Origin of the sequence: Rhodococcus sp. 05-2254-2, from assembly GCF_002259095.1 — a bacterium.
In the GTDB taxonomy this organism is placed as follows: Bacteria; Actinomycetota; Actinomycetes; order Mycobacteriales; family Mycobacteriaceae; genus Rhodococcoides.
The window spans coordinates 153,078-171,364 of sequence record NZ_NOZJ01000008.1; the positions used below are offsets into that span (position 1 = coordinate 153,078).

Here is an 18,287-nt window from a genome sequence, read left to right on the forward strand (position 1 = left end):
CCACCTCCCGTCGACGTCACCCACCTGTGCCAATCTGATCCGGTGACTTCTTCCTCGGTGTGCGTTCTGGGTCTCGGATTGATCGGCGGGTCGATCCTGCGCGCGGCTCACGATGCGGGTCGTCCGGTGTGGGGATGGAACCGATCGGCCGACGCGATCGCCGGTGCCATCGCCGACGGCTACGACGTCGGCACCGACCTGACAGCCGCGCTGAGCAGGGCCGCAGCGCAGGATGCATTGATCGTCATCGCTGTTCCGATGACTGCCGTCGACTCGGTTCTGGCGGCAATTGCCGAACATGCGCCCGCTGCTCCGATCACCGACGTGGTGAGCGTCAAGGCCGAGGTTGCCGCGGCCGTGGCGGCTCGCGGACTGCAGGCCCGCTACGTCGGTGGGCATCCGATGGCCGGCACCAACCAGTCCGGCTGGTCGGCCACCGATCCCACGTTGTTCGTCGACGCGGTGTGGGTGGTGGCCACCGACCCGGGAGTAGACGCCGACGTGTGGACGAGGGTGGCCCGGCTCGCCCTGGATTGCGGTTCGGTGGTGGTGCCGGCCGAGAGCGTCGAGCACGATCGCACCGTCGCCAGAATCTCGCACCTGCCGCACCTGCTGGCCGAGGCCCTGGCAATCGTCGGGGCGGCTGGCGGGCCGTTGGCGTTGGGTCTGGCTGCCGGCTCGTTCCGGGACGGGACGCGGGTAGCGTCGTCGTCGCCGAATCTCGTCCGAGCGATGACCGAGGGCAACGCAGCCGCGCTACGAACTGCACTCGACGAGGCGTTGCATGCGCTCACCGCAGCGCGCGAAGAACTGGAAGAGAACTCGACGAAAACACTGGTCGACGCCGGAAACGCCGCGCGCCTGCAGTACGAGCAGCATCAGCGTTTCGAGATCACCGATATCACCCCGGGCGCGCCGGGGTGGCGAGAAAGACTGCAGGACGCGGGCCGACGCGGTGGCGTCGTGCGTCAGATCCGCTCGGCCAGTCCCGGGTAATCGAGGACGAATCCGTCGGCGTCGACCGTGACGGACGAGGTGGAGACCGGCGAGATGACGTGGATGCCCTCGGAACCGCTGCTGTAGGTCAGCGTGGCCTCTTGAATGCTGAGGTCGAGCACGTTCACGTAGACCGTGGGCACCTCGAGGTCCTGGACCTGAGTGTGGAGACCGAATCGACGGATCGGCAGAGTGTTGAAGAAGGGGCTGAGCACCATGTCGACGTCGAGTGCGCCACTGTAGGTCGAGCGCTGATGGCTGGTGCTGTTCTCCACCATCCAGTAGCCCTCGTCGTCGCGGCTGACGGACGCCTGCCGGTCACCGGACGCGAGCGAGGTGCGCACCGACAGTCGCTTGGTGACGCCGTATTCGTCGGTCACCAGGTCGTAGGACGCGCTGAAGGCGGGGTGATCGCTGCACGCAGCGCCGATGATGCGTCCGGCAGCCTTGATGCGATTGCCGGAGAGCTGTACTCGCACGGACTCCATGCGGGGAACATCGTGGGCTCGCCACGTCAGGATCGAGGGCCAGGTTTTCGCGTCGGTGGAATCGGACGCGGGGACGGAGGCATGCTCGGCACCCGATGCTTGAGTGATCACCCACCTACGGTAGGCGACGAGGCCCCCAGAAGATCAAGCGGACGTGCCTTTTCTCGCAGTTCATTAAGGTTGTGCCCGTGACGACAGAGAACACCGGCGGCGGTCAGTTCGATTTCGCGCATTCCGAACAGGCCGCGAAGAGTCGACAGGACAAGGCGACAGCCCTCGCGCGTTACGTGTGGGATCGCGGCATCACCGGTGCCGAGCTCCTCGACCTCACCGACGCCGTCCGCCGAAAGCTGGCCCGCGCTGCCGACCTACACCCACCGAGCACGATGGAGACGTGGACCATCGTGGCCGAATTGCTCGACCGTAAATCCGCATGGGCGGCCGAACACCCGGGCCACGACGGCGCGACGCCCCAGCACTCGGACGAGAAGATCATGTGGGTCAAGCCGCCGATCACTCCCTGGACCTAGACCAGCGAGTCCTCCCACGCCTCGTGCAGGTGTGCGAAGCGTCCCTCTCCCGCGATGAGGTCCTCGGGGGTTCCGTCCTCGACGATGTTTCCGTCGGCCATGACGAGTACCCGATCGGCGATCGCCACCGTCGACAGGCGGTGCGCGATGATCAGCGCAGTTCGCCCCTGCAGGATCGTCTCGAGCGCGCGCTGCACCAGCCGCTCGCTCGGAATGTCCAGACTCGACGTTGCCTCGTCCAGCACGATCACCGACGGTGCCGCGAGGAACACCCGTGCAAAGGCCACCAATTGCCTTTGGCCCGAGGACAATCGACCTCCACGCTTGCGCACGTCCGTGTCGATTCCCTCCGGTAGCGACGCGATGAACTCCGTCAGTCCGACGGCGTCGGCCGCTGCCCTTACCTCCGCATCGGTCGCGGTGGGGCGTCCGAGTCGGATGTTGTCCGCCACCGAACCGGAGAACAGGAACGACTCCTGCGTCACCATGACGACGTTGCGGCGTAGGTCCTCGTCGCTGATCTCACGCATGTCGATGCCGTCGAGTCGCACGGCTCCGGCCGTCGGATCGTAGAATCGCGCCAACAGCTTTGCCAGTGTCGACTTTCCGGCTCCGGTGGCCCCGACCATCGCGACCACCTGCCCTGCAGGCACATGCAACGAGAACTCGGGCAGCACAACGCGCTCGGATCCGTAGGAGAAGTGCACGTCGTCGAACGTGATGTCGCCCTTCACCGTTCCGATCTCGACCGGATTCTTCGGCGCGATCACCGACGGTTCCTCCTCGAGCACACCGGAGATCTTCTCGAGCGCAGCCGCGGCGGACTGGTAGGCGTTGAACACCATCGCCAACTCGTCGAGCGGCCCGTAGAACCGTCGGAGATACAGCACGTAGGCCGCAAGTACGCCGATGTCCATGTGGCCGTTGATCACTCGCCAGCTACCGAACACCAGGATAATCGCCAGCGTGACGTTGCCGATCCAGCGCACGATGCCGGTGTAGCTCGCCATACCGCGCAACGCCGCGGTGGTGGCGTCCCGGTACTCCGAGTCCTCGGTACTGAGAATGGCGTCGTTGCGGCCCTCGCGTCGGAACACCTGCACCGCGCGGATGCCGCCCATCGACTCCACGAAATGGACCACCACGCGCGCGATCGCCACCCGTGTTCGACGGTAGCCCTGGCGTTGTCGGCGCTGTGACCAGCGGGTGACGAGGACCAGCGGAACGAAGCCGGCCAGCACGATCATCGCCATAGGAACGTCGAGGTACACCAGGATGATCGCGATCGACACCATCGACAGGATCGCCGTCAAGGCATCGTTGAGCGCGCTCTCGAGCAGTGTCTGCAGAGATTCGACATCGCTGGTCAGTCGCGAGATCAGCCGTCCCGAGGTGTACTTCTCGTGGAACGACAGACTCAGCTTCTGGGCATGGTCGAACACCCGTCCGCGCAGGTCGTACAGGATGTTCTGACTCAGCCGACCGGAGACGGTGAGAAACGCGTAGGTGGTGAGCATGCCGAGCAGACCGAAGCCGGTGTACCCGCCGACCGCCCACAGCAGCGGACCCCAATCGCCCTGTCCCGCAGCGCCGACGCCGTTGTCCAGCGCGTAGGCGATGAACAGCGGACCGGCGACGTAGGTGATGTTGTCGACCAGAATGATCAGGAACGACAGCAGGGCCTGCTTCTTGTACGGGCGCACCAACGAGACGAGCAACCGGCGAGAACGCCCGGCCAGCACCAGGTTTCCGGTCGCGTCGACCTCCGATTCCTCACCGCCGACGCCGCGCCAATCCGCAGCTGCAGTTTGCTCAGCCATGAATCGACCCCATCACCTCGCGGTACCGCGGCGACGACGCCAGCAGTCCCTCGTGTGTTCCCTGCTCCACAATTCTTCCGTTCTCGAGATAGAGCACGCGGTCGGCCAATGCAGCGGTCGACGGCCGGTGTGCCACCAGCACCGTCGTCGAATGCGCCAATACGCGTCGCAGTTCCTTCTGCACTTTCGCTTCGGTGTCCACGTCGAGCGCGGACAGCGGGTCGTCGAGCACCAGCACCCGCGGCTTGCCGAGCACCGCCCGCGCCAGTGCGAGCCGCTGCCGCTGCCCACCGGACAGACTCATGCCCTGCTCACCGATGCGAGTGGCCAGACCCCACGGCAACTGCTCGACGAAATCCGTTGCGTGCGCGATCTCCAACGCCTCGGCCACCTCGGCATCGGACGCGTCGGGTGAACCGAGCGCGATGTTCTCGCGCGCACTGGCCGAGAACAACACCGGATCCTCGAACGCCACCGTGACGATCGAGCGAAGATCGGCCAACCGCATCGAGGCCACGTCGATACCGTCGATCGTGATGGTGCCCTCGGTGGCGTCGAACAGTCGGGGCACGAGGTTCGTCAGCGCAGTCTTTCCGCTACCGGTGTTGCCGACCAGCGCGACGGTCTCCCCCGGCTCGACGACGAAGCTGACGTCGGTCAGAAGCGGCGAGGACGCGTCGGGAAAGGTGAATCCGACGCGATCGAATTGCACTCGGCCACGGATCTTTTCGGGTAAATCGACGGGATTGACCGGATCGGTCACGGTTTCGGAAGTGTCCATGATCTCCCAGTACCGATCCGCTGCCGTGCGCGCGTTGTTCAGCTCGGCCAGCAGGTACCCGAACGATTCGATAGGCCACAGCAAGAAGGTGACGATCGCAATGGCGGCGACGAGCGTGCCGACCGTCATCGTGCCCTGCACGATCGAGTACGTCCCCACCGCCAGGATTGCGCCGATGGTGATGGGCTGCAATCCGACGATCACCGCCCAGATGATCGCCAGGTAGCGCACCTTCTTCAGTTCGGTGCCGCGCAACGTACGAGCCTGACGGAGAAACTGCTTGCCCAAGTGCGCACTTCGACCGAATGCCTTGAGGACGCGAATACCCTGGATGGATTCCTCCACCGTCGTCGTGACATCGCCGGCCTGATCCTGAGCGTCACGGGCCACGACGCGGTACAGCGTCTCGAACTTGGTGCAGGCGATCACCAGCGGCACCGACGTCACCAGCATGATCAGCCCCAATTGCCAGGACTGGACAAGCAGTACGCCGATACCCACGACGAGTGTCACCGCGTTGATGATGATGAACGGGCCGATGAAGGCCATGAACCGACGCAGCGAACCGAGGTCTGCGATGGCACGAGAGAGCAGCTGACCCGATTCCCAACTTTCGTGCGCCGCAACCGAGAGTCGCTGCAGCTTGTCGAATACCGTTGCCCGCGCTGATATCTCGAATTGGCTCGACGGCCGCGAGACCAGATAACGACGAACCCAGATACCGAGTGCATCGATGGTGCCGAGCAACAGGACGAAAGCGGCGGGCCACCAGACGGCCGAGAAATTGCGATCGGTGATCGGACCGTCGATGACGCGTTGCATCACCAACGGAATCACCAGACCCGTCATGGTCGCGATCAGCGAGACCACGATCGAGGCTATGTAGAACCACTTGTACGGCAGCAGAAACGGCGCGAAACGGCGCAGTGAACTGGCCGTCCGCACTGGGTTCGGGTATGGCTGATCGACCGTTCCGGTTTCGGGATCGAGCACACCCGTAGACACAGTTCTTCTCCTTATTGCTGTGCTCGAATGATTTCATTGCACAGGCTCAGTTTCCAACCGATTTTTGGGCCAGCGCATTCCAGTGTGAAACCTCGAGCAAGGTCGAGGTCAAGTTCAAGAGCCCTCGAGTACCGTAGGACCGTCGGGCGAGGGAAGGGCACACGTGAGCGCACGGTCGATGGTCGGGTTGTTCGCGGGGATCGGCGGGCTCGAGCTGGGTTTGGGCGAGGCGGGCTGGTCGACGCAGTTGCTGTGCGAGATCGATCCCGGAGCCGGGGCCGTCCTTCGAGCGCGTATGCCCGAGACACCGCTGCACACGGACGTCACCACTCTCCGCAGCCTGCCCGGCGACACCGAACTGGTGGCAGCGGGCTTTCCTTGTCAGGACCTGTCCCAGGCCGGACGCACTGCGGGCATCACCGGTGCCCGCTCCGGCCTGGTGGACGAGGTGTTTCGGCTCGTCACGCGGCGGCGGGGCCCGCGCTGGCTGCTGATGGAGAACGTGCCATTCATGCTGCAGCTCAGCCGCGGGGCTGCCATGCGACACATCACCGACGCGCTCGAGGACCTCGGCTACATGTGGGCCTACCGCGTCGTCGATGCCAGAGCGTTCGGATTGCCGCAGCGTCGCCAGCGGGTGGTGATGCTGGCCTCACGCACCGACGATCCGCGCGAGGTGCTGTTCTCCCAGGATGCAGGCCCGTTGCCCGACGGCGATCCGAGCACCCAACCGTGCGGCTTCTACTGGACCGAGGGCATTCGCGGTCTGGGCTGGGCGGTCAATGCGGTCCCGACGCTCAAGGGTGGATCGTCCCTGGGCATCGCCAGTCCCCCGGCGGTTCGTCTGCCGTCCGGGGAGATCGTCACGCCCGGCATCCTCGGGGCCGAACGTCTGCAGGGGTTCGATCCCGACTGGACGCTGCCTGCTGTCCAGCAACCCGGCGTGCGCAGCGGGCATCGTTGGAAGCTCGTCGGCAATGCCGTCAGTGTGCGGATGGCGTCATGGGCCGCACGTGCACTCGACGATCCGAAGCCGTACGACGCGTCGAACGATCTAGCTCTACTTCCAGGCCAGGCCTGGCCGACCGCCGCCTGGGGACGCGATCGAACGTCGTTCAAGGTCGCCGTGTCGACCATGCCGGTGCACGAACCCTACGAGGACCTCATCGACTTTCTGGACGACTCGAAGCTGCTGTCGGCGCGGGCCACCGCGGGATTCCTCAAGCGCGCACGCACCGGCAACCTTCGCTTCGCCGACGGTTTTCTCGACGACCTCGACGCCCACCTCGAGCGCATGGGCGGGTACGCCGAGCAGGTTCCGGTGTGAGCGCAGACCGCCCCGTCACCGACGCGAAAACCAGTGCGCGCCTGAGCAAGCAGAAGCGACGCGACACCAAGCCTGAGGTGGCGCTGCGGCGAGCACTCCACCGGCGAGGCCTGCGATATTTCGTCGATCGCGCTCCGTTGAAGGGCATGAGGCGTCGAGCAGATCTGGTGTTCCCCAGGCGCAAGGTCGCGGTCTACGTCGACGGCTGCTTCTGGCACAGCTGCCCGATTCACGCGACCGCGCCCCGCAACAACGCCCAGTGGTGGGCCGACAAACTGGCCGCCAACGTCGCCCGTGATCGCGACACCGACGAGAAGCTGCTCGCGGAGGGCTGGCGTGTGGTGCGGATCTGGGAACACGAGGATCCCACCGTCGCCGCCGACCGAGTTGAAGACGAATTATCAGGAGACTGAAACCATCTCGAGCCCCCGCGCGTCCAACCCCATGATCGGTCGAATCGAGTTCGGGGGAAAACGGTGCGTAGAAATTTGTTGCTCGCGGCGGTGGCGCTGGCGATGTCCGTATCGACGAGCGGATGCGCGGTGGTGTTGCTCGGCAACGCTTTTCCCGCAGGCAGTTCGTCGCCGCAGAGCCGGTACGGGTTCGAGATGTCGGAGGCAGACCGATATCTGGCCGATTCGGCAGAATTCGTGCGCAGTCTCGATCCTTGCGGCTTTCTCACCCAGGACGATCTCGCCGCCCTCGGCACAGTGGTGCAGCTGCGGCCCGAAGGCGAATTGAGCACGTGCTCGGCCAGCCTGAATCCCGCGGGGTCGAGCGCCACCGACTCCATCTCTGTCGATCTGAACGGATATCGGCCGAGTTCCGACGACAAGGGCACCGAGCAGATCACGATCGGTGGCGAACAGGCGTATCGCGAGAACGCGTCGCACGGGTCGTGCCGCATCAGCTTCCCGCTCCGCGACGAGTTCGACGGTGCCACCGCGGGGGCCATGGACGGCTACCTCACCGAGTCCGGTCGTAGTTTCGCCGCCATCGAGGTGTTCCGCAGTGTGGGGGACGCGTGCCCCGCAGCGATATCCGTCACCGAGACAGCGCTCGCGCTGCTGGACGACCCACCACTGCGTGCCGATTCCAAGTACAACCTTCCGCTTGCCATGAAAGACCCGTGCGCGGTCCTGGAACACTTGCCCGCAACCTGGACGGTGGACCGCTGGAACCCTGCGTCCGATCCGTACCATTGCCATTTCACGGCGTCCTCGGCAACATTCGAGGACAACTTGGCGATGCTCGACGTCTCGCTCGGCTACGTCGACGGCGACCTGCGTTCGACGGACCGCGAGCCCATCCAGCAAGGCGGCTACACCGTCGAAACACGCGGTTCCGATTCGGCGTGCTTCGCCGACATCGTGCTGGGCAACCCCGTGCTCGGCATGCCCGAGGAGGACAACACTGCCGCGCGCTATGCCCGCACAGTTCCCACCCTTACCGTCCTGGCCGACCACTGCGACTCCGCGGTCGCCCTGGCGGTGGCAACCGCCGATGTACTGACTGGCTAGCCTTGGTCGGTGCGTTCGAGAACCGAAGGCGTGGATATCCGCCGTGTCGTAGGGGCAATCTGCTTGATCCTCGCCGGACTGCTGTATTCGGCGTGGGTGGCCGAATTCTTCCTCGATACCGGACTCGACCCCACCACATCCTTCCTCAGCGAACTCGACGCCCGCGATCAGCCGTACCGCGAATTCTTCTCCACCGCAGACGTCGTCACGGGTTCGCTGATGATTCTCGCCGCGGTCCTCGGCTTCCTGGCAACCCCGCGTCGACGGCTCCTCGTCACCGGCTGGGTGGCGTCGGGCATCTTCGGTATCGCGACCATCGCCGACGCGAAACTCCCCCTTGAGTGTGTCGCGGCCGACGATCCGAGTTGCCCGATCGAACCCAGCGGGCTCTTCCCGCAACTCCATCATCTTCATGCACTCACCAGCACCATCGCGGTGTTCGCGATCTTCACCGTCATGGTCGCGTTCACGCTGGCCGCGTTCCGCTACCGGCTGTACCCGCTGCTTCGCACGCTGGGCCTTGCCGTCCTGATCCTGACGACGCTGGCCACCGCGTGGCTGTTGATCGCCGACAATCTGCCCGGTCAGTACGGTCTCGGCATCGCGCAACGGATTCAAGTGGGCGGCATGTCGGCGTATCTGGTGGTGCTGGGATGTGCGCTTAGACTCGGCGTATGTCCTTCACCGCGACCGAACTGAACGGTTCCAAGGTCGAGCAGTACCAGCAGCTCACCGAGCAGGCCCGCGGCCTGGTCTTCGAGGAATCGAATCTGATCGCCAACGCCGCCAATCTCTCCGCGTTGGTCTATCACGCTCTGCCCGAGGTCAATTGGGTCGGTTTCTACCTGTACGACGGCACCGAACTGGTGGTCGGGCCGTTTCAGGGTCAGCCTGCCTGCGTGCGCATCGCCCTGAGCAAGGGTGTCTGCGGAGCGGCAGCAACTACCCGTGAGACACAGCGCGTCGCGGACGTCCATGCCTTCCCGGGCCACATCGCGTGCGATGCCAACACTCGCTCCGAGGTCGTCGTACCGCTGTACCAGGGCGAGACCCTGATCGGTGTGTTCGATCCGGACAGCCCTGTCCCCGACCGCTTCGACGCCGACGATCAGGCCGGCCTCGAAGCGATCGCGGCGGTTTTTCTCAACTCTCTGGGGTAGAACCAGCTGCCGCCTCGAAGAACCAGGCCATGACCAGCGCACCGGGGTCGACGACGCCGCGTGCGGCCTCACCGACGTAGCTGGCGCGGCCGCGGTTGGCAGTGATGTCCTTCGTCGATTCGGCTCCGGTTTTCGCGGCGTCGGCAGCGTCCTGCAGGGTGCCGCCGTCCTTCTCGAGCGCGTCGACGGCCGGGGCGATGGCGTCGACCATCGTCTTGTCGCCCACCCGGGCGCCACCGAGTTCGGTGATGCTGTCGAGTCCTGCCCTGGCGGCCTGTCCGATAGCCGTGAGATCCGGCTCGGTTTCGAGCATCGTCCGGTAGAACTGGCGGAACCAGATGCCGAACAGCGCTCCGGACGTACCGCCGGCGTGGCCGAGGTAGGCCTCGCTTACCGCCTCGAATACCGTTGCTGCCGAATAGCTTTCCTTCACAGCGTCCAGATCGAGCTGTTCGAGGGCGGCCACCATGTTGGTTCCGAAATCGCCGTCGCCTGCCTTGCGGTCCAGCTCGGTCAGGGCCGGTTCCTCGTCGAGTACCCGCTGCGCCCACGACCCGATCCACTCCGAGACGAACGCCGATCGGTCGCCGGTGTCGGACGGCGTGAAGGTCGGTCCGAATGCGCCGCGTTCGGCCACCGGTTTCGCGCCACGGCTCGATGCGTTGGGCCAGCCGGGTGCGTCGGTGGGTGCATCCCAGAGTTCGAGCATCTCGTCGTCTGCGCGGACCAGGGTGATCGAGGCTCCGCCCATGTTCAGCGCTGTGACGAAGCTCCCGACCAGCGAGCGGGAAATCTCGATCCCTTTGCCGTGGAGGTATTCCGAGAGTTCGCCGAACAGTAGATGCAGTTCGAGCGGATGCGTTGCCCCGAGCCCGTTGACGATCGCGATCACCGTTTCGCCCGAGTTCAATCCGAGCGAATCCACGATGGGCTCGGTCAGCTTCTCCACGATTTCCTGAGCGGGCAGCTGGGATACGCGGTCGGTGCCGCGTTCTCCGTGGATACCGATGCCGAGTTCGATCTCTTCCTTGGGCAATTCGAAGGACGGTTCGTCTGCTCCCGGCAAGGTGGGCGGGTTCAGTGCAACCGCCATGCTGCGTGCGTTCTCCGCGGTTCGACGCCCCAGCGCGACCACCGCCTGCAGGCTGTCGCCGCGTTCCGCTGCTGCGCCGCACACCTTTTCGACGACGATGGTTGCTGCGGTGCCGCGTCGACCTGGACCGTCCTCGCTCTCACTGGCCACGTCGTCGTCGACGAGAACGACGTCGGCCGCAATACCGTCTTCCTGCAACAGCTCTCGGGCGATCATGAAGTTCATCACGTCGCCGGTGTAGTTCTTCACGATGTGCAGCACTCCGCCGCCGGAGTCCACGGCCTTCGATGCCTCGTGCACCTGGAGCGCGTTGGGTGAGGTGAAGATCAGACCCGGGCACGCGCCGGTGAGCATGCCGCGTCCGATGAAGCCGGCGTGCAGCGGCTCGTGGCCCGATCCCCCACCGGACAGCAGGGCGACCTGACCGTCGGAGATGCGGTAGCGGCGGGTCAGAAATCCGGGATCGGCATGCCACGTGACATCGTCGGTGGCGGCGACGAAACCGCGGAGGGCGTCGGCGACGAATGTTCGAGGGGAATTGGAGAACATGGCTCCACCCTAACCACCTGCGCCGCGTCCCTTCATCGGTTCTGCAGGACCGATACAGTCGGGGCATGAGTACCGAGATCTGGACGCTCGACGCATCGCACGGCGGACAGCTGGCTGTCCGGACGGATGTCACCGGAAAGGCATCCAAGATGGGGCATCGCCTCACGATTGCGGTGACCTCCTGGACCGCCTCCGCCGAGTGGTCCGGAGACGCACCCACCGCGGTCACCCTGGACGCCGAGGTGGGTTCGCTCGATGTGATCCACGGCGAGGGCGGACTGACTCCCTTGATCGGACCGGAGAAGATTGTAGCGAAAGCCAACGCGCTCAAGAGCTTCGACGCCGGCCGATACCCGTCGATCACATTCCGATCGACCGACATCACCGCCGTCGACGCCGGATTTCGGCTGACCGGCATGACGGAGATCCACGGCGTTTCGAGGGAGGTCACCGTGGATGTGAACGTCACCGACCTCGGAGATCGGTGGCATCTCGTTTCGGAAACTGTTGTGCGTCAATCGGATTACAAGATCACTCCGTATTCACAGATGTTCGGAGCCATGAAAGTAGTGGATGAGGTCACCGTGACGTTCGACGCCGAGTATCGCAAGCCCTGAGTCTTTCCGATTCGCCTGTCATGGTGGACACTACGGCGATGAGTCGAAATCGATGGATGTTCGGATCGTGCGTGTCGGCCGTTACGCTGGCTGTGGCGTTGACCGCGGGCTGCAGCAGTCCAGCGACCTCGCCTGCCGATGGACCTCCGGGGGTGAACGTCAACGGCGTCGGAGAAGTGCAAGGTGCGCCGGACATGCTGACGACCCAGATCGGCGTTCAGGCCACGGCCGAGGACGTCACCGCCGCCATCGAACAGGCGAATGCGGCCGTGAGTGACGTCACGGACGCGGTTGTCGCGGCCGGTGTCGCCCGCGAGGACATCCAGACTCAGCAGGTGTCGATCGATCCGCAGTACTCCGGCGCACTGCCGGGCGGCACCTCCGCGATTTCCGGTTATCAGGCCACCAACACCCTGCAGGTGACGGTTCGCGACCTGTCGAGGGCGTCCGCAGTGCTGGGAGACGCCACGTCGGCCGGCGGAAACGCGACCCGCATCTCCGGGGTCTCCTTCAAGATCGACGACGATTCCGAGCTGATCGCCGATGCCCGGTCCAGGGCATTCGCCGACGCCCGCGATCGCGCCGAGCAGTACGCGTCACTCGCAGACGGAGAACTCGGGGACGTTCTGTCGATCACGGAGTCGATCACCGGCCAGGAGCAGCCGAGGTCGTTCGGCGAGTCCGCCACTTCGTTCGACACGGCAGTGCCCATCGAGCCGGGACAACAGACCGTCAGCGTGTCCGTGTCGGTGAAGTGGGCGTTGAACTAGGTCCCGGCCGGCGGTGGCAGGCGGTAGTTCACCGGGGTGGCCGAGAAGTCCAGAGGATTGCGGACGCCCTCGGCCGCTGCTCCCGGAACCTGGACTCGCGGTTCGAGCCCGAGCGACTCCGCGAAGGCGAAGGCCTCGTCGATCGAATTGACCGGCCCCGCGGGGACGTTGCGGGCCATCAGTTCTCGGTACCATTCGTCGGCTGTACGTGATCGCAAAGCCGAGTTCAGGATGTCGACCAACTGATCTCGATGTTCGACGCGAGCAGAGTTGGACGAGAAGCGCTCGTCTGCAGCCAGTTTCGGCATAGCCAGCACCTCCGCAAGCTCCGAGAATTGCCGGTCGTTGCCCACTGCCAACGCGAGCGGACGGTCTGCGGTCTCGAACACCTCGTACGGTACGAGCGATGGGTGCTTGTTGCCCATCGGCCGCGGTACGACGCCTGCCCCGAGATAAGCCGAGGACTGGTTGCTCAACGCGGACAATACCGACGCCATCAGTGAGGTATGCACCTGCTGGCCCGCACCGGTGCTCGATCGATGATGCAGTGCCGCAAGGATTCCGCTGAGTGCGTGCAGTCCGGTGACGATGTCGACCATCGCCACTCCCACTTTGGTGGGCGTCGAGGAATCGGGGCCGGTGACGCTCATCAGACCGCCGACGGCCTGCACCACCAGATCGTATCCGGGCAGGGCGGAGCCTCCACCGGTGCCGAAGCCGGTGATCGAACAGTAGATCAGACCGGGATTCGTCCGAGCCAGATCCGAGTAGCCCAGTCCGAGCCGGTCCATTGCACCGGCTCGGAAGTTCTCGATCAGAATGTCTGCGCCCGAAACGATCTCCCGCGCCTCGGCCACGCCGCCCTCGGATTGCAGGTCGATGAAACTCGACGTCTTGTTGCGATTGACCGAGTTGAAATACGTTGCCGTACCGGCAGAGTCGTACGGTGGTCCCCACGACCGGGTGTCGTCACCGATCCCGGGCCTTTCGATCTTGATGACCTCGGCGCCCATGTCGCCGAGCATCATCGTCGCGTACGGGCCTGCGAGTACGCGAGAGAAATCTGCGACGACAAGTCCTGCGAGCGGACCGGTGGCATCTGTCATCGGTCCACTGTATTGCGCGGCAGGCTGCAGTTCAGTTCAGGTCCGGAACAAAGGCTCCGAGCACGGCGACCATCGTCTCCACTATGCGCTCGATGGGCGGGCGGGGAGGGTCGGTGCGGGACCAGTCGGAGACGATCTCGGTGAGCGCACCGAGGAATGCCGTTGCGGCCAAATGATATCCACCTGGCGGAACGAAGTCGGAACCGATTTCGGAACGTAGCGTGTTCTCGAAGAAATCAACCCACTGTGCACGACGGCGTGTCCGGTGCTGTTCGACGGCGTCGCTGACGCCCAGCATCTCCAGATAGGAAATTCGCGCCCGTCGCGGGTCACCTCCGATCGATCCGACCAAGGCCGTCATCGCAGCGGCGACGAGCGCGCGGCGATCTCGATCGATGTGTCCGTCGAGCGCTGCCACGACTGCCGCCAGCGCATCGTCCTGGATCAGGTCGTACACGTCGATGAGCAGTGCCTCACGGTTGGCAAATTCGCTGTAGAACTGACTGCGCGCCAGACCGGCAGCAGTGCAGATATCCGCTACCGAGGTGGCTGCATAGCCACGTACCCCGATGACCTCGATCCCGGCGTGCAAGAACCGTGCGCGGCGATCGGCTTTTCGCGCGGCGGACGATTGTCCGGCGTACATGCGGCCCTTATCGTCGGCGACAGTCACCGGCGGAGTCTACCGCCGGTGACTCCGTCGCCCGCCGTGCGCCGATCGGTCTTTTCACGCCCCGATCGGCTTACCGAACAGTCCGGCAATTATCTCGCCTACCGCATCGACGAAGAGCGGGTGTGCATTCGTGTCGAGTGCCATCGAACCGACATCGTTCGTTCGGCAACCCGGTTCCACCGGAATACCGGCAAAGCGGTCGCGCATCCACAACACCGCGCTCGGAAAGGCGATCAACTCCAGAGTGATGTGCTCACTGAAATGATCGCGAGTGTAGGTGACATCGGCACCCGGACGGCTGCAGTACGAATCGACCATCGCATTGACCGGTCCTATCGGCACCAGCCAGTCCGGGTTCGAGTGGTAGACGTAGAGCGGCATGTTGGGAGTGGTGTCGCCGAGCCGCATCGCGGACAGCGCCTTTTTCACCACCGGTTGTTGGATCGGGTCGCCTTCGGTACGGAGGAATCCTTTGAGATTGAGAAACGGCAGTAGTGCAGAGGTGTATCCGACACAGAGATTGTCCTTGGCCGCGAACAGTGTCCTGCCGACCGGATCGATGTGTTCGTCGATGAATCGCGCCAGCTCGGGATCCTCACGACTGGCACCGATGATGCCGGCCGCGACGATGCCCGAGCCCAGGGTGTTGTTGGCGTTGTCGACCAGTGCCCCGAGCTCGGCGGGGGTCCCGCCCTCGGTGACTCCGACGATGTCGAGCTCGGGGGCATAGCTGCCGGCCAGTTCGGCCGCATGTCCGGTGGCTATCGCGCCGCCCGAGTAACCGCTCATCCCTACCTTGGTGGCCTCCCCCGCCAACTGCATAGGCGCGAAGTTCTCGGCCGCTCGAATGCCGTCGAGTGTGATCCGACCGGCCACCGGCCCTGCGGCGAACGAGTTGTTCGGCCCTTGATGATCGGGAACCGACACCGCCCAGCCCTGCGCCAACGCTGCCTGCACCTCGAGGAATTGAGCACCCGACGTGACCGCACCCGTGACCGGCCACGGAATTGCGCCCGCTCGCATCGCGTACGAGGGCGCGCAGTAGGCGGCGAGAGAATCCTCGGCCAATTGGATGGAGATCAACGGGCGCGGTGCGGCGGACGCGCCACGTGGCTTCATGACCGTCGTCACCGCCGCTATCGGCTCGTCGCGACCGTTGTTCGACCGAAACGACAGCTGCCACGCGTCGACCTGCGTGGGGATGACGTTGAGAGTAGCCAGCTCGACGGGTCGTGCGGCGATGATCTGGCCCGGGGCCGCCGCGGCCACCACGTCGGCAGGAGGGAGGTAGAAGTCGGTGTCGAATTCCGGAATCTTCGGCCACGTGAACGGTGCCAGAGGCGGCTGAATTTCCACCTCAGGCGAATCGGGTGCAGCAGCAGCGGGCGTCGTCATGGCGGCGAAAGCCGCTGCGGCGGTCATCACGCTGATCGCTGTACGCAGCGTCCAAGATCGGGCAGAAGACACGGGTGTACTCCTTCGCGCCGGAGGACGGGATCCACAGGAGGCGCGCCCGGCGACGGTTCGTACAGCGCATCCGACAATCTTGGACACCGATGTCCGAGATGGTGCTCAGAACTGTAGAGCGAAGTGGCGTGGATAACAATCCCCGAATCGAAAAAGACTCAGAAGTGAGCCGATTCCAGCTTCAACCGATCGCCTCTCCTGGTCAGGCGACCGCGAACGACCGCTTCGCCAAGCCGAATTGAAAGCCGGTGATGGCTGTGGTCACCGGAGCTTCCGGGTTCTCGGCGGCACCGAGCGTGACGAACAAAGGCGTGAAATGTTCGACGGTGGGGTGGGCATACGGCATACCCGGTGCGGCGCTGCGGAAGTCCGCCAACGTTGCGACGTCACCACGCGCCAACGCGTCGGCCGCCCAGAGATCGAAGTCCTCCGACCACGTCGGCACGGTGTTGGTAGCGAAGTTCTCCCGCGAGAGAAACGGCAGTCCGTGCGTCATGAATCCGGAACCGATGACCAGCACACCCTCCGCGCGCAATTCTTTGAGCGCTGCGCCGATGGCCATCAGCCGGTCGGGAGCATGCGTCGGCAGGCTCAACTGGAGAACGGGGACGTCGGCGTACGGGTACATGACCTTGAGCGGAACCCAGGCACCGTGATCGAGGCCGCGGGAGCTGTGGCGGTGCAGGTTCTCCGACGCCGGGAGTGCCGCGGCCACCCGTGCGGCCAAAGCCTCCGCGTCGGGCGTCCGGTATTCCATCGAGAAGTAGCGCTGGGCGAAACCGCCGAAGTCGTAGACCAGAGGGGGCGCAGCCGCCGATGCGGACAAGCTCAGCGGGGCCTCTTCCCAGTGCGCGCTGACGATGAGGATCGCCTTGGGCTTGGGCATCGACTGCGACCAGGTGAACAGCTGGTCCATCCAGAGTGCGTCGTCGAAGACCGGGGGTGCGCCGTGGCTGATGTACAGGGCGGGCATCGGACCGTCGCTCGGAGTCCACAGTTCCTGTGACCTGCTCGCGGGTGCGGTATCGGCGAGAAATGCATCGAACGCTGCACCGGCGACGGGCGGGTTGATCACGGATGTCATGGCGGGTCCCTCGAATGCTTAGGTTGAATCTTCAACTTAGCACCGATTGGGCCCGCCAGCATGGCTAGGCTCAAGTGCATGTCGGATGCCGTCTATCGCGCTCCCATGCCGAACGGTGTCGAACGCGCCCTCACCTACGGACTGTGTGGAATGGCGGCCGACGACGAACGCTCGATACGACGCGTCGAGCGCTTCGGGCAGGTTCCGGACGGATCTTTCGTCTGGACGCGCACCGAGCGTGGCGAGTTCTTTCTCGGGCGAATTTCCGGTCCTCTACGTGAGGACCGCAGCGCCGACGCGGTGGCGTCGAACATGATCTTCGTGCGGGACTGCCAGTGGACGAGCGAACCCGTTCCCGAACACGAGGTTCCCGCGGCGACACTGCAGACCTTCGCGCGCGGTGGCCGCAATCTTCAGCAGACTCACGACCCGCGGGTCGGCGCGGAGTCGGCTAGCGTGTGGCGAGCGCGAGGTCGTTGACCTGGGGATCTACCTGCACGATGGAGTAGCCCTGAATCTCGAACTTGTTCTCGCCCTCGGGCGGTCCGAGGACGGCACGGACGATCAGCGTTGCGGCGGCAGCGACGAGTGCGATCACGATGACCACTGCTGCCACGATCAGCAGGGTCCGTGGGCCACCGAACAGGTTCTTCGAGCTCATGGGTCCATCATGGCCCCTGCGGGATGAGACACGAATCGCGCGTACGGAAATAATAAAAGTGTTGATCAGATGAGTTCATGGCTACAGTGAATCTGTGACCGATTCACCCGAGCCCGATTTCTGGTCGTTCATCGAGACCGCCAACACCACGCTGGCCCGGGACTACGGGTTCGAGCACCAGCTGGCCACCGAGGTACTACTGACCCTGAACCGGGCGTCGAACATCGTCACCTACGACCTCGAAGCGACGGTTCATCGCCCGCGAGGCTGGTCGTGGTCGTCGTTCCGGCTGATGTTCGTCACGTGGTTGTCGGGCCCGATCGAGCCCAAGCGGGCGGCCGAGCTGACGGGTATGAGCCGCGCGGCCGTATCCAACCTGTCCAAGACCCTCATCGCCGGCGGACTGCTCGCCAGTACTCCCGACGAGAAGGACGGGCGTTCGGTGCGCCTCGCCCTCACCGCCCAGGGGCACGACGAGATGGTCGAGGCGTTCGCCGAACAGAACGAACGGGAGAACGCGTGGGCCAGCGCGCTCACCGAACCCGAGCAGCGGATCCTGGTGATGCTGTTGACCAAACTCATCACCCACCGCAGCCAATTCGACGTCCGGGGACGCAACTGAGGGTTGCGTAGATCACGT

General features: G+C 64.7%; 20 protein-coding genes. 11 read left to right on the plus strand and 9 right to left on the minus strand.

The window, feature by feature from the left end; translation table 11 throughout:
* Positions 1 to 24 precede the first annotated feature (24 nt).
* Positions 25 to 996: a prephenate dehydrogenase gene (locus CH283_RS10825; protein ID WP_094638964.1), complete on the plus strand. Its 972-nt coding sequence runs from the start codon at positions 25 to 27 to the stop codon at positions 994 to 996.
* Here CH283_RS10825 and CH283_RS10830 read toward each other — a convergent pair.
* Positions 969 to 1,484 (minus strand): putative glycolipid-binding domain-containing protein, encoded by a 516-nt coding sequence (locus tag CH283_RS10830; RefSeq protein ID WP_068054710.1) that lies wholly within the window; start codon positions 1,482 to 1,484, stop codon positions 969 to 971. The genes CH283_RS10825 and CH283_RS10830 overlap by 28 nt on opposite strands.
* Positions 1,485 to 1,672: 188 nt before the next feature.
* On the opposite strand from CH283_RS10830, the gene CH283_RS10835 reads away from it, so the two are divergent.
* Positions 1,673 to 2,014, plus strand: coding sequence for a hypothetical protein (locus tag CH283_RS10835; protein ID WP_037188837.1), 342 nt, complete (start codon positions 1,673 to 1,675; stop codon positions 2,012 to 2,014).
* Here the strand turns inward: CH283_RS10835 and CH283_RS10840 are convergent.
* Complete coding sequence (locus CH283_RS10840; RefSeq protein ID WP_094638782.1) at positions 2,011 to 3,834, minus strand: ABC transporter ATP-binding protein; 1,824 nt, start codon at positions 3,832 to 3,834, stop codon at positions 2,011 to 2,013. The two genes, CH283_RS10835 and CH283_RS10840, sit on opposite strands and share 4 nt — an antisense overlap.
* The gene (locus tag CH283_RS10845; RefSeq protein ID WP_176460213.1) at positions 3,827 to 5,620 is read right to left on the minus strand and encodes an ABC transporter ATP-binding protein; all 1,794 of its coding nucleotides are present in this window, start codon (positions 5,618 to 5,620) and stop codon (positions 3,827 to 3,829) included. The genes CH283_RS10840 and CH283_RS10845 overlap by 8 nt, the downstream gene beginning before the upstream one ends.
* Positions 5,621 to 5,798: 178 nt before the next feature.
* On the opposite strand from CH283_RS10845, the gene CH283_RS10850 reads away from it, so the two are divergent.
* The 5 genes from CH283_RS10850 to CH283_RS10870 all read left to right on the plus strand — a co-directional run bounded on the left by CH283_RS10850 (position 5,799) and on the right by CH283_RS10870 (position 9,627).
* On the plus strand, positions 5,799 to 6,947 hold the full coding sequence (locus tag CH283_RS10850) for a DNA cytosine methyltransferase (RefSeq protein ID WP_176460248.1): 1,149 nt from the start codon (positions 5,799 to 5,801) through the stop codon (positions 6,945 to 6,947).
* The gene (locus CH283_RS10855; protein WP_068054654.1) at positions 6,944 to 7,360 is read left to right on the plus strand and encodes a very short patch repair endonuclease; all 417 of its coding nucleotides are present in this window, start codon (positions 6,944 to 6,946) and stop codon (positions 7,358 to 7,360) included. The genes CH283_RS10850 and CH283_RS10855 overlap by 4 nt, the downstream gene beginning before the upstream one ends.
* Before the next feature lie 63 nt (positions 7,361 to 7,423).
* On the plus strand, positions 7,424 to 8,467 hold the full coding sequence (locus tag CH283_RS10860; protein ID WP_141215227.1) for a hypothetical protein: 1,044 nt from the start codon (positions 7,424 to 7,426) through the stop codon (positions 8,465 to 8,467).
* 9 nt (positions 8,468 to 8,476) lie between these two features.
* Positions 8,477 to 9,166 (plus strand): DUF998 domain-containing protein, encoded by a 690-nt coding sequence (locus tag CH283_RS10865; protein WP_255183180.1) that lies wholly within the window; start codon positions 8,477 to 8,479, stop codon positions 9,164 to 9,166.
* Entirely contained in the window at positions 9,142 to 9,627 is a 486-nt protein-coding gene (locus tag CH283_RS10870; protein ID WP_094638787.1) for a GAF domain-containing protein, read from the plus strand. Before CH283_RS10865 ends, CH283_RS10870 begins: the two co-directional genes overlap by 25 nt.
* Here the strand turns inward: CH283_RS10870 and dhaL are convergent.
* Positions 9,611 to 11,269, minus strand: a complete 1,659-nt coding sequence (gene dhaL / locus CH283_RS10875) for a dihydroxyacetone kinase subunit DhaL (RefSeq protein ID WP_094638788.1) — start codon at positions 11,267 to 11,269, stop codon at positions 9,611 to 9,613. The genes CH283_RS10870 and dhaL overlap by 17 nt on opposite strands.
* A 65-nt stretch (positions 11,270 to 11,334) precedes the next feature.
* Here dhaL and CH283_RS10880 point away from each other — a divergent pair, with 65 nt between their 5' ends.
* Both CH283_RS10880 and CH283_RS10885 read left to right on the plus strand, forming a co-directional pair.
* Positions 11,335 to 11,886: a YceI family protein gene (locus CH283_RS10880; protein WP_176460214.1), complete on the plus strand. Its 552-nt coding sequence runs from the start codon at positions 11,335 to 11,337 to the stop codon at positions 11,884 to 11,886.
* 38 nt (positions 11,887 to 11,924) lie between these two features.
* Positions 11,925 to 12,656, plus strand: a complete 732-nt coding sequence (locus tag CH283_RS10885; RefSeq protein WP_179275566.1) for an SIMPL domain-containing protein — start codon at positions 11,925 to 11,927, stop codon at positions 12,654 to 12,656.
* Here CH283_RS10885 and CH283_RS10890 read toward each other — a convergent pair.
* The 4 genes from CH283_RS10890 to CH283_RS10905 all read right to left on the minus strand — a co-directional run bounded on the left by CH283_RS10890 (position 12,653) and on the right by CH283_RS10905 (position 16,986).
* On the minus strand, positions 12,653 to 13,762 hold the full coding sequence (locus CH283_RS10890) for a CaiB/BaiF CoA transferase family protein (RefSeq protein ID WP_094638789.1): 1,110 nt from the start codon (positions 13,760 to 13,762) through the stop codon (positions 12,653 to 12,655). The two genes, CH283_RS10885 and CH283_RS10890, sit on opposite strands and share 4 nt — an antisense overlap.
* A gap of 31 nt (positions 13,763 to 13,793) precedes the next feature.
* Positions 13,794 to 14,435, minus strand: a complete 642-nt coding sequence (locus CH283_RS10895) for a TetR/AcrR family transcriptional regulator (protein ID WP_255183181.1) — start codon at positions 14,433 to 14,435, stop codon at positions 13,794 to 13,796.
* A gap of 54 nt (positions 14,436 to 14,489) precedes the next feature.
* A complete protein-coding gene (locus CH283_RS10900) occupies positions 14,490 to 15,857 on the minus strand; it encodes a lipase family protein (RefSeq protein WP_094638791.1) in 1,368 nt (455 codons plus the stop codon).
* 247 nt (positions 15,858 to 16,104) lie between these two features.
* Positions 16,105 to 16,986, minus strand: coding sequence for a dioxygenase family protein (locus CH283_RS10905; RefSeq protein WP_094638792.1), 882 nt, complete (start codon positions 16,984 to 16,986; stop codon positions 16,105 to 16,107).
* A 78-nt stretch (positions 16,987 to 17,064) separates the two neighbouring features.
* On the opposite strand from CH283_RS10905, the gene CH283_RS10910 reads away from it, so the two are divergent.
* Complete coding sequence (locus CH283_RS10910) at positions 17,065 to 17,466, plus strand: hypothetical protein (protein WP_094638793.1); 402 nt, start codon at positions 17,065 to 17,067, stop codon at positions 17,464 to 17,466.
* On the opposite strand, the gene CH283_RS10915 is transcribed toward CH283_RS10910, so the two are convergent.
* Positions 17,438 to 17,647 carry a hypothetical protein gene (locus tag CH283_RS10915; RefSeq protein ID WP_094638794.1) on the minus strand — a complete coding sequence of 70 codons (210 nt, stop codon included), beginning with the start codon at positions 17,645 to 17,647 and terminating at the stop codon, positions 17,438 to 17,440. The genes CH283_RS10910 and CH283_RS10915 overlap by 29 nt on opposite strands.
* Positions 17,648 to 17,741: 94 nt before the next feature.
* Here CH283_RS10915 and CH283_RS10920 point away from each other — a divergent pair, with 94 nt between their 5' ends.
* Positions 17,742 to 18,269: a MarR family winged helix-turn-helix transcriptional regulator gene (locus CH283_RS10920; RefSeq protein WP_037187611.1), complete on the plus strand. Its 528-nt coding sequence runs from the start codon at positions 17,742 to 17,744 to the stop codon at positions 18,267 to 18,269.
* Positions 18,270 to 18,287 lie beyond the last annotated feature (18 nt).

Excerpts from the sequence above, each read along its gene's own strand:
- CH283_RS10830 (WP_068054710.1), bottom strand. The coding sequence starts at position 1,484 with ATGGAGTCCGTGCGAGTACAGCTCTCCGGCAATCGCATCAAGGCTGCC.
- CH283_RS10840 (WP_094638782.1), bottom strand. The coding sequence starts at position 3,834 with ATGGCTGAGCAAACTGCAGCTGCGGATTGGCGCGGCGTCGGCGGTGAG.
- CH283_RS10850 (WP_176460248.1), top strand. The coding sequence starts at position 5,799 with ATGGTCGGGTTGTTCGCGGGGATCGGCGGGCTCGAGCTGGGTTTGGGC.
- CH283_RS10870 (WP_094638787.1), top strand. The coding sequence starts at position 9,142 with ATGTCCTTCACCGCGACCGAACTGAACGGTTCCAAGGTCGAGCAGTAC.
- dhaL (WP_094638788.1), bottom strand. The coding sequence starts at position 11,269 with ATGTTCTCCAATTCCCCTCGAACATTCGTCGCCGACGCCCTCCGCGGT.
- CH283_RS10880 (WP_176460214.1), top strand. The coding sequence starts at position 11,335 with ATGAGTACCGAGATCTGGACGCTCGACGCATCGCACGGCGGACAGCTG.
- CH283_RS10885 (WP_179275566.1), top strand. The coding sequence starts at position 11,925 with ATGAGTCGAAATCGATGGATGTTCGGATCGTGCGTGTCGGCCGTTACG.
- CH283_RS10890 (WP_094638789.1), bottom strand. The coding sequence starts at position 13,762 with ATGACAGATGCCACCGGTCCGCTCGCAGGACTTGTCGTCGCAGATTTC.
- CH283_RS10900 (WP_094638791.1), bottom strand. The coding sequence starts at position 15,857 with ATGACCGCCGCAGCGGCTTTCGCCGCCATGACGACGCCCGCTGCTGCT.
- CH283_RS10905 (WP_094638792.1), bottom strand. The coding sequence starts at position 16,986 with ATGACATCCGTGATCAACCCGCCCGTCGCCGGTGCAGCGTTCGATGCA.
- CH283_RS10910 (WP_094638793.1), top strand. The coding sequence starts at position 17,065 with ATGTCGGATGCCGTCTATCGCGCTCCCATGCCGAACGGTGTCGAACGC.
- CH283_RS10915 (WP_094638794.1), bottom strand. The coding sequence starts at position 17,647 with ATGAGCTCGAAGAACCTGTTCGGTGGCCCACGGACCCTGCTGATCGTG.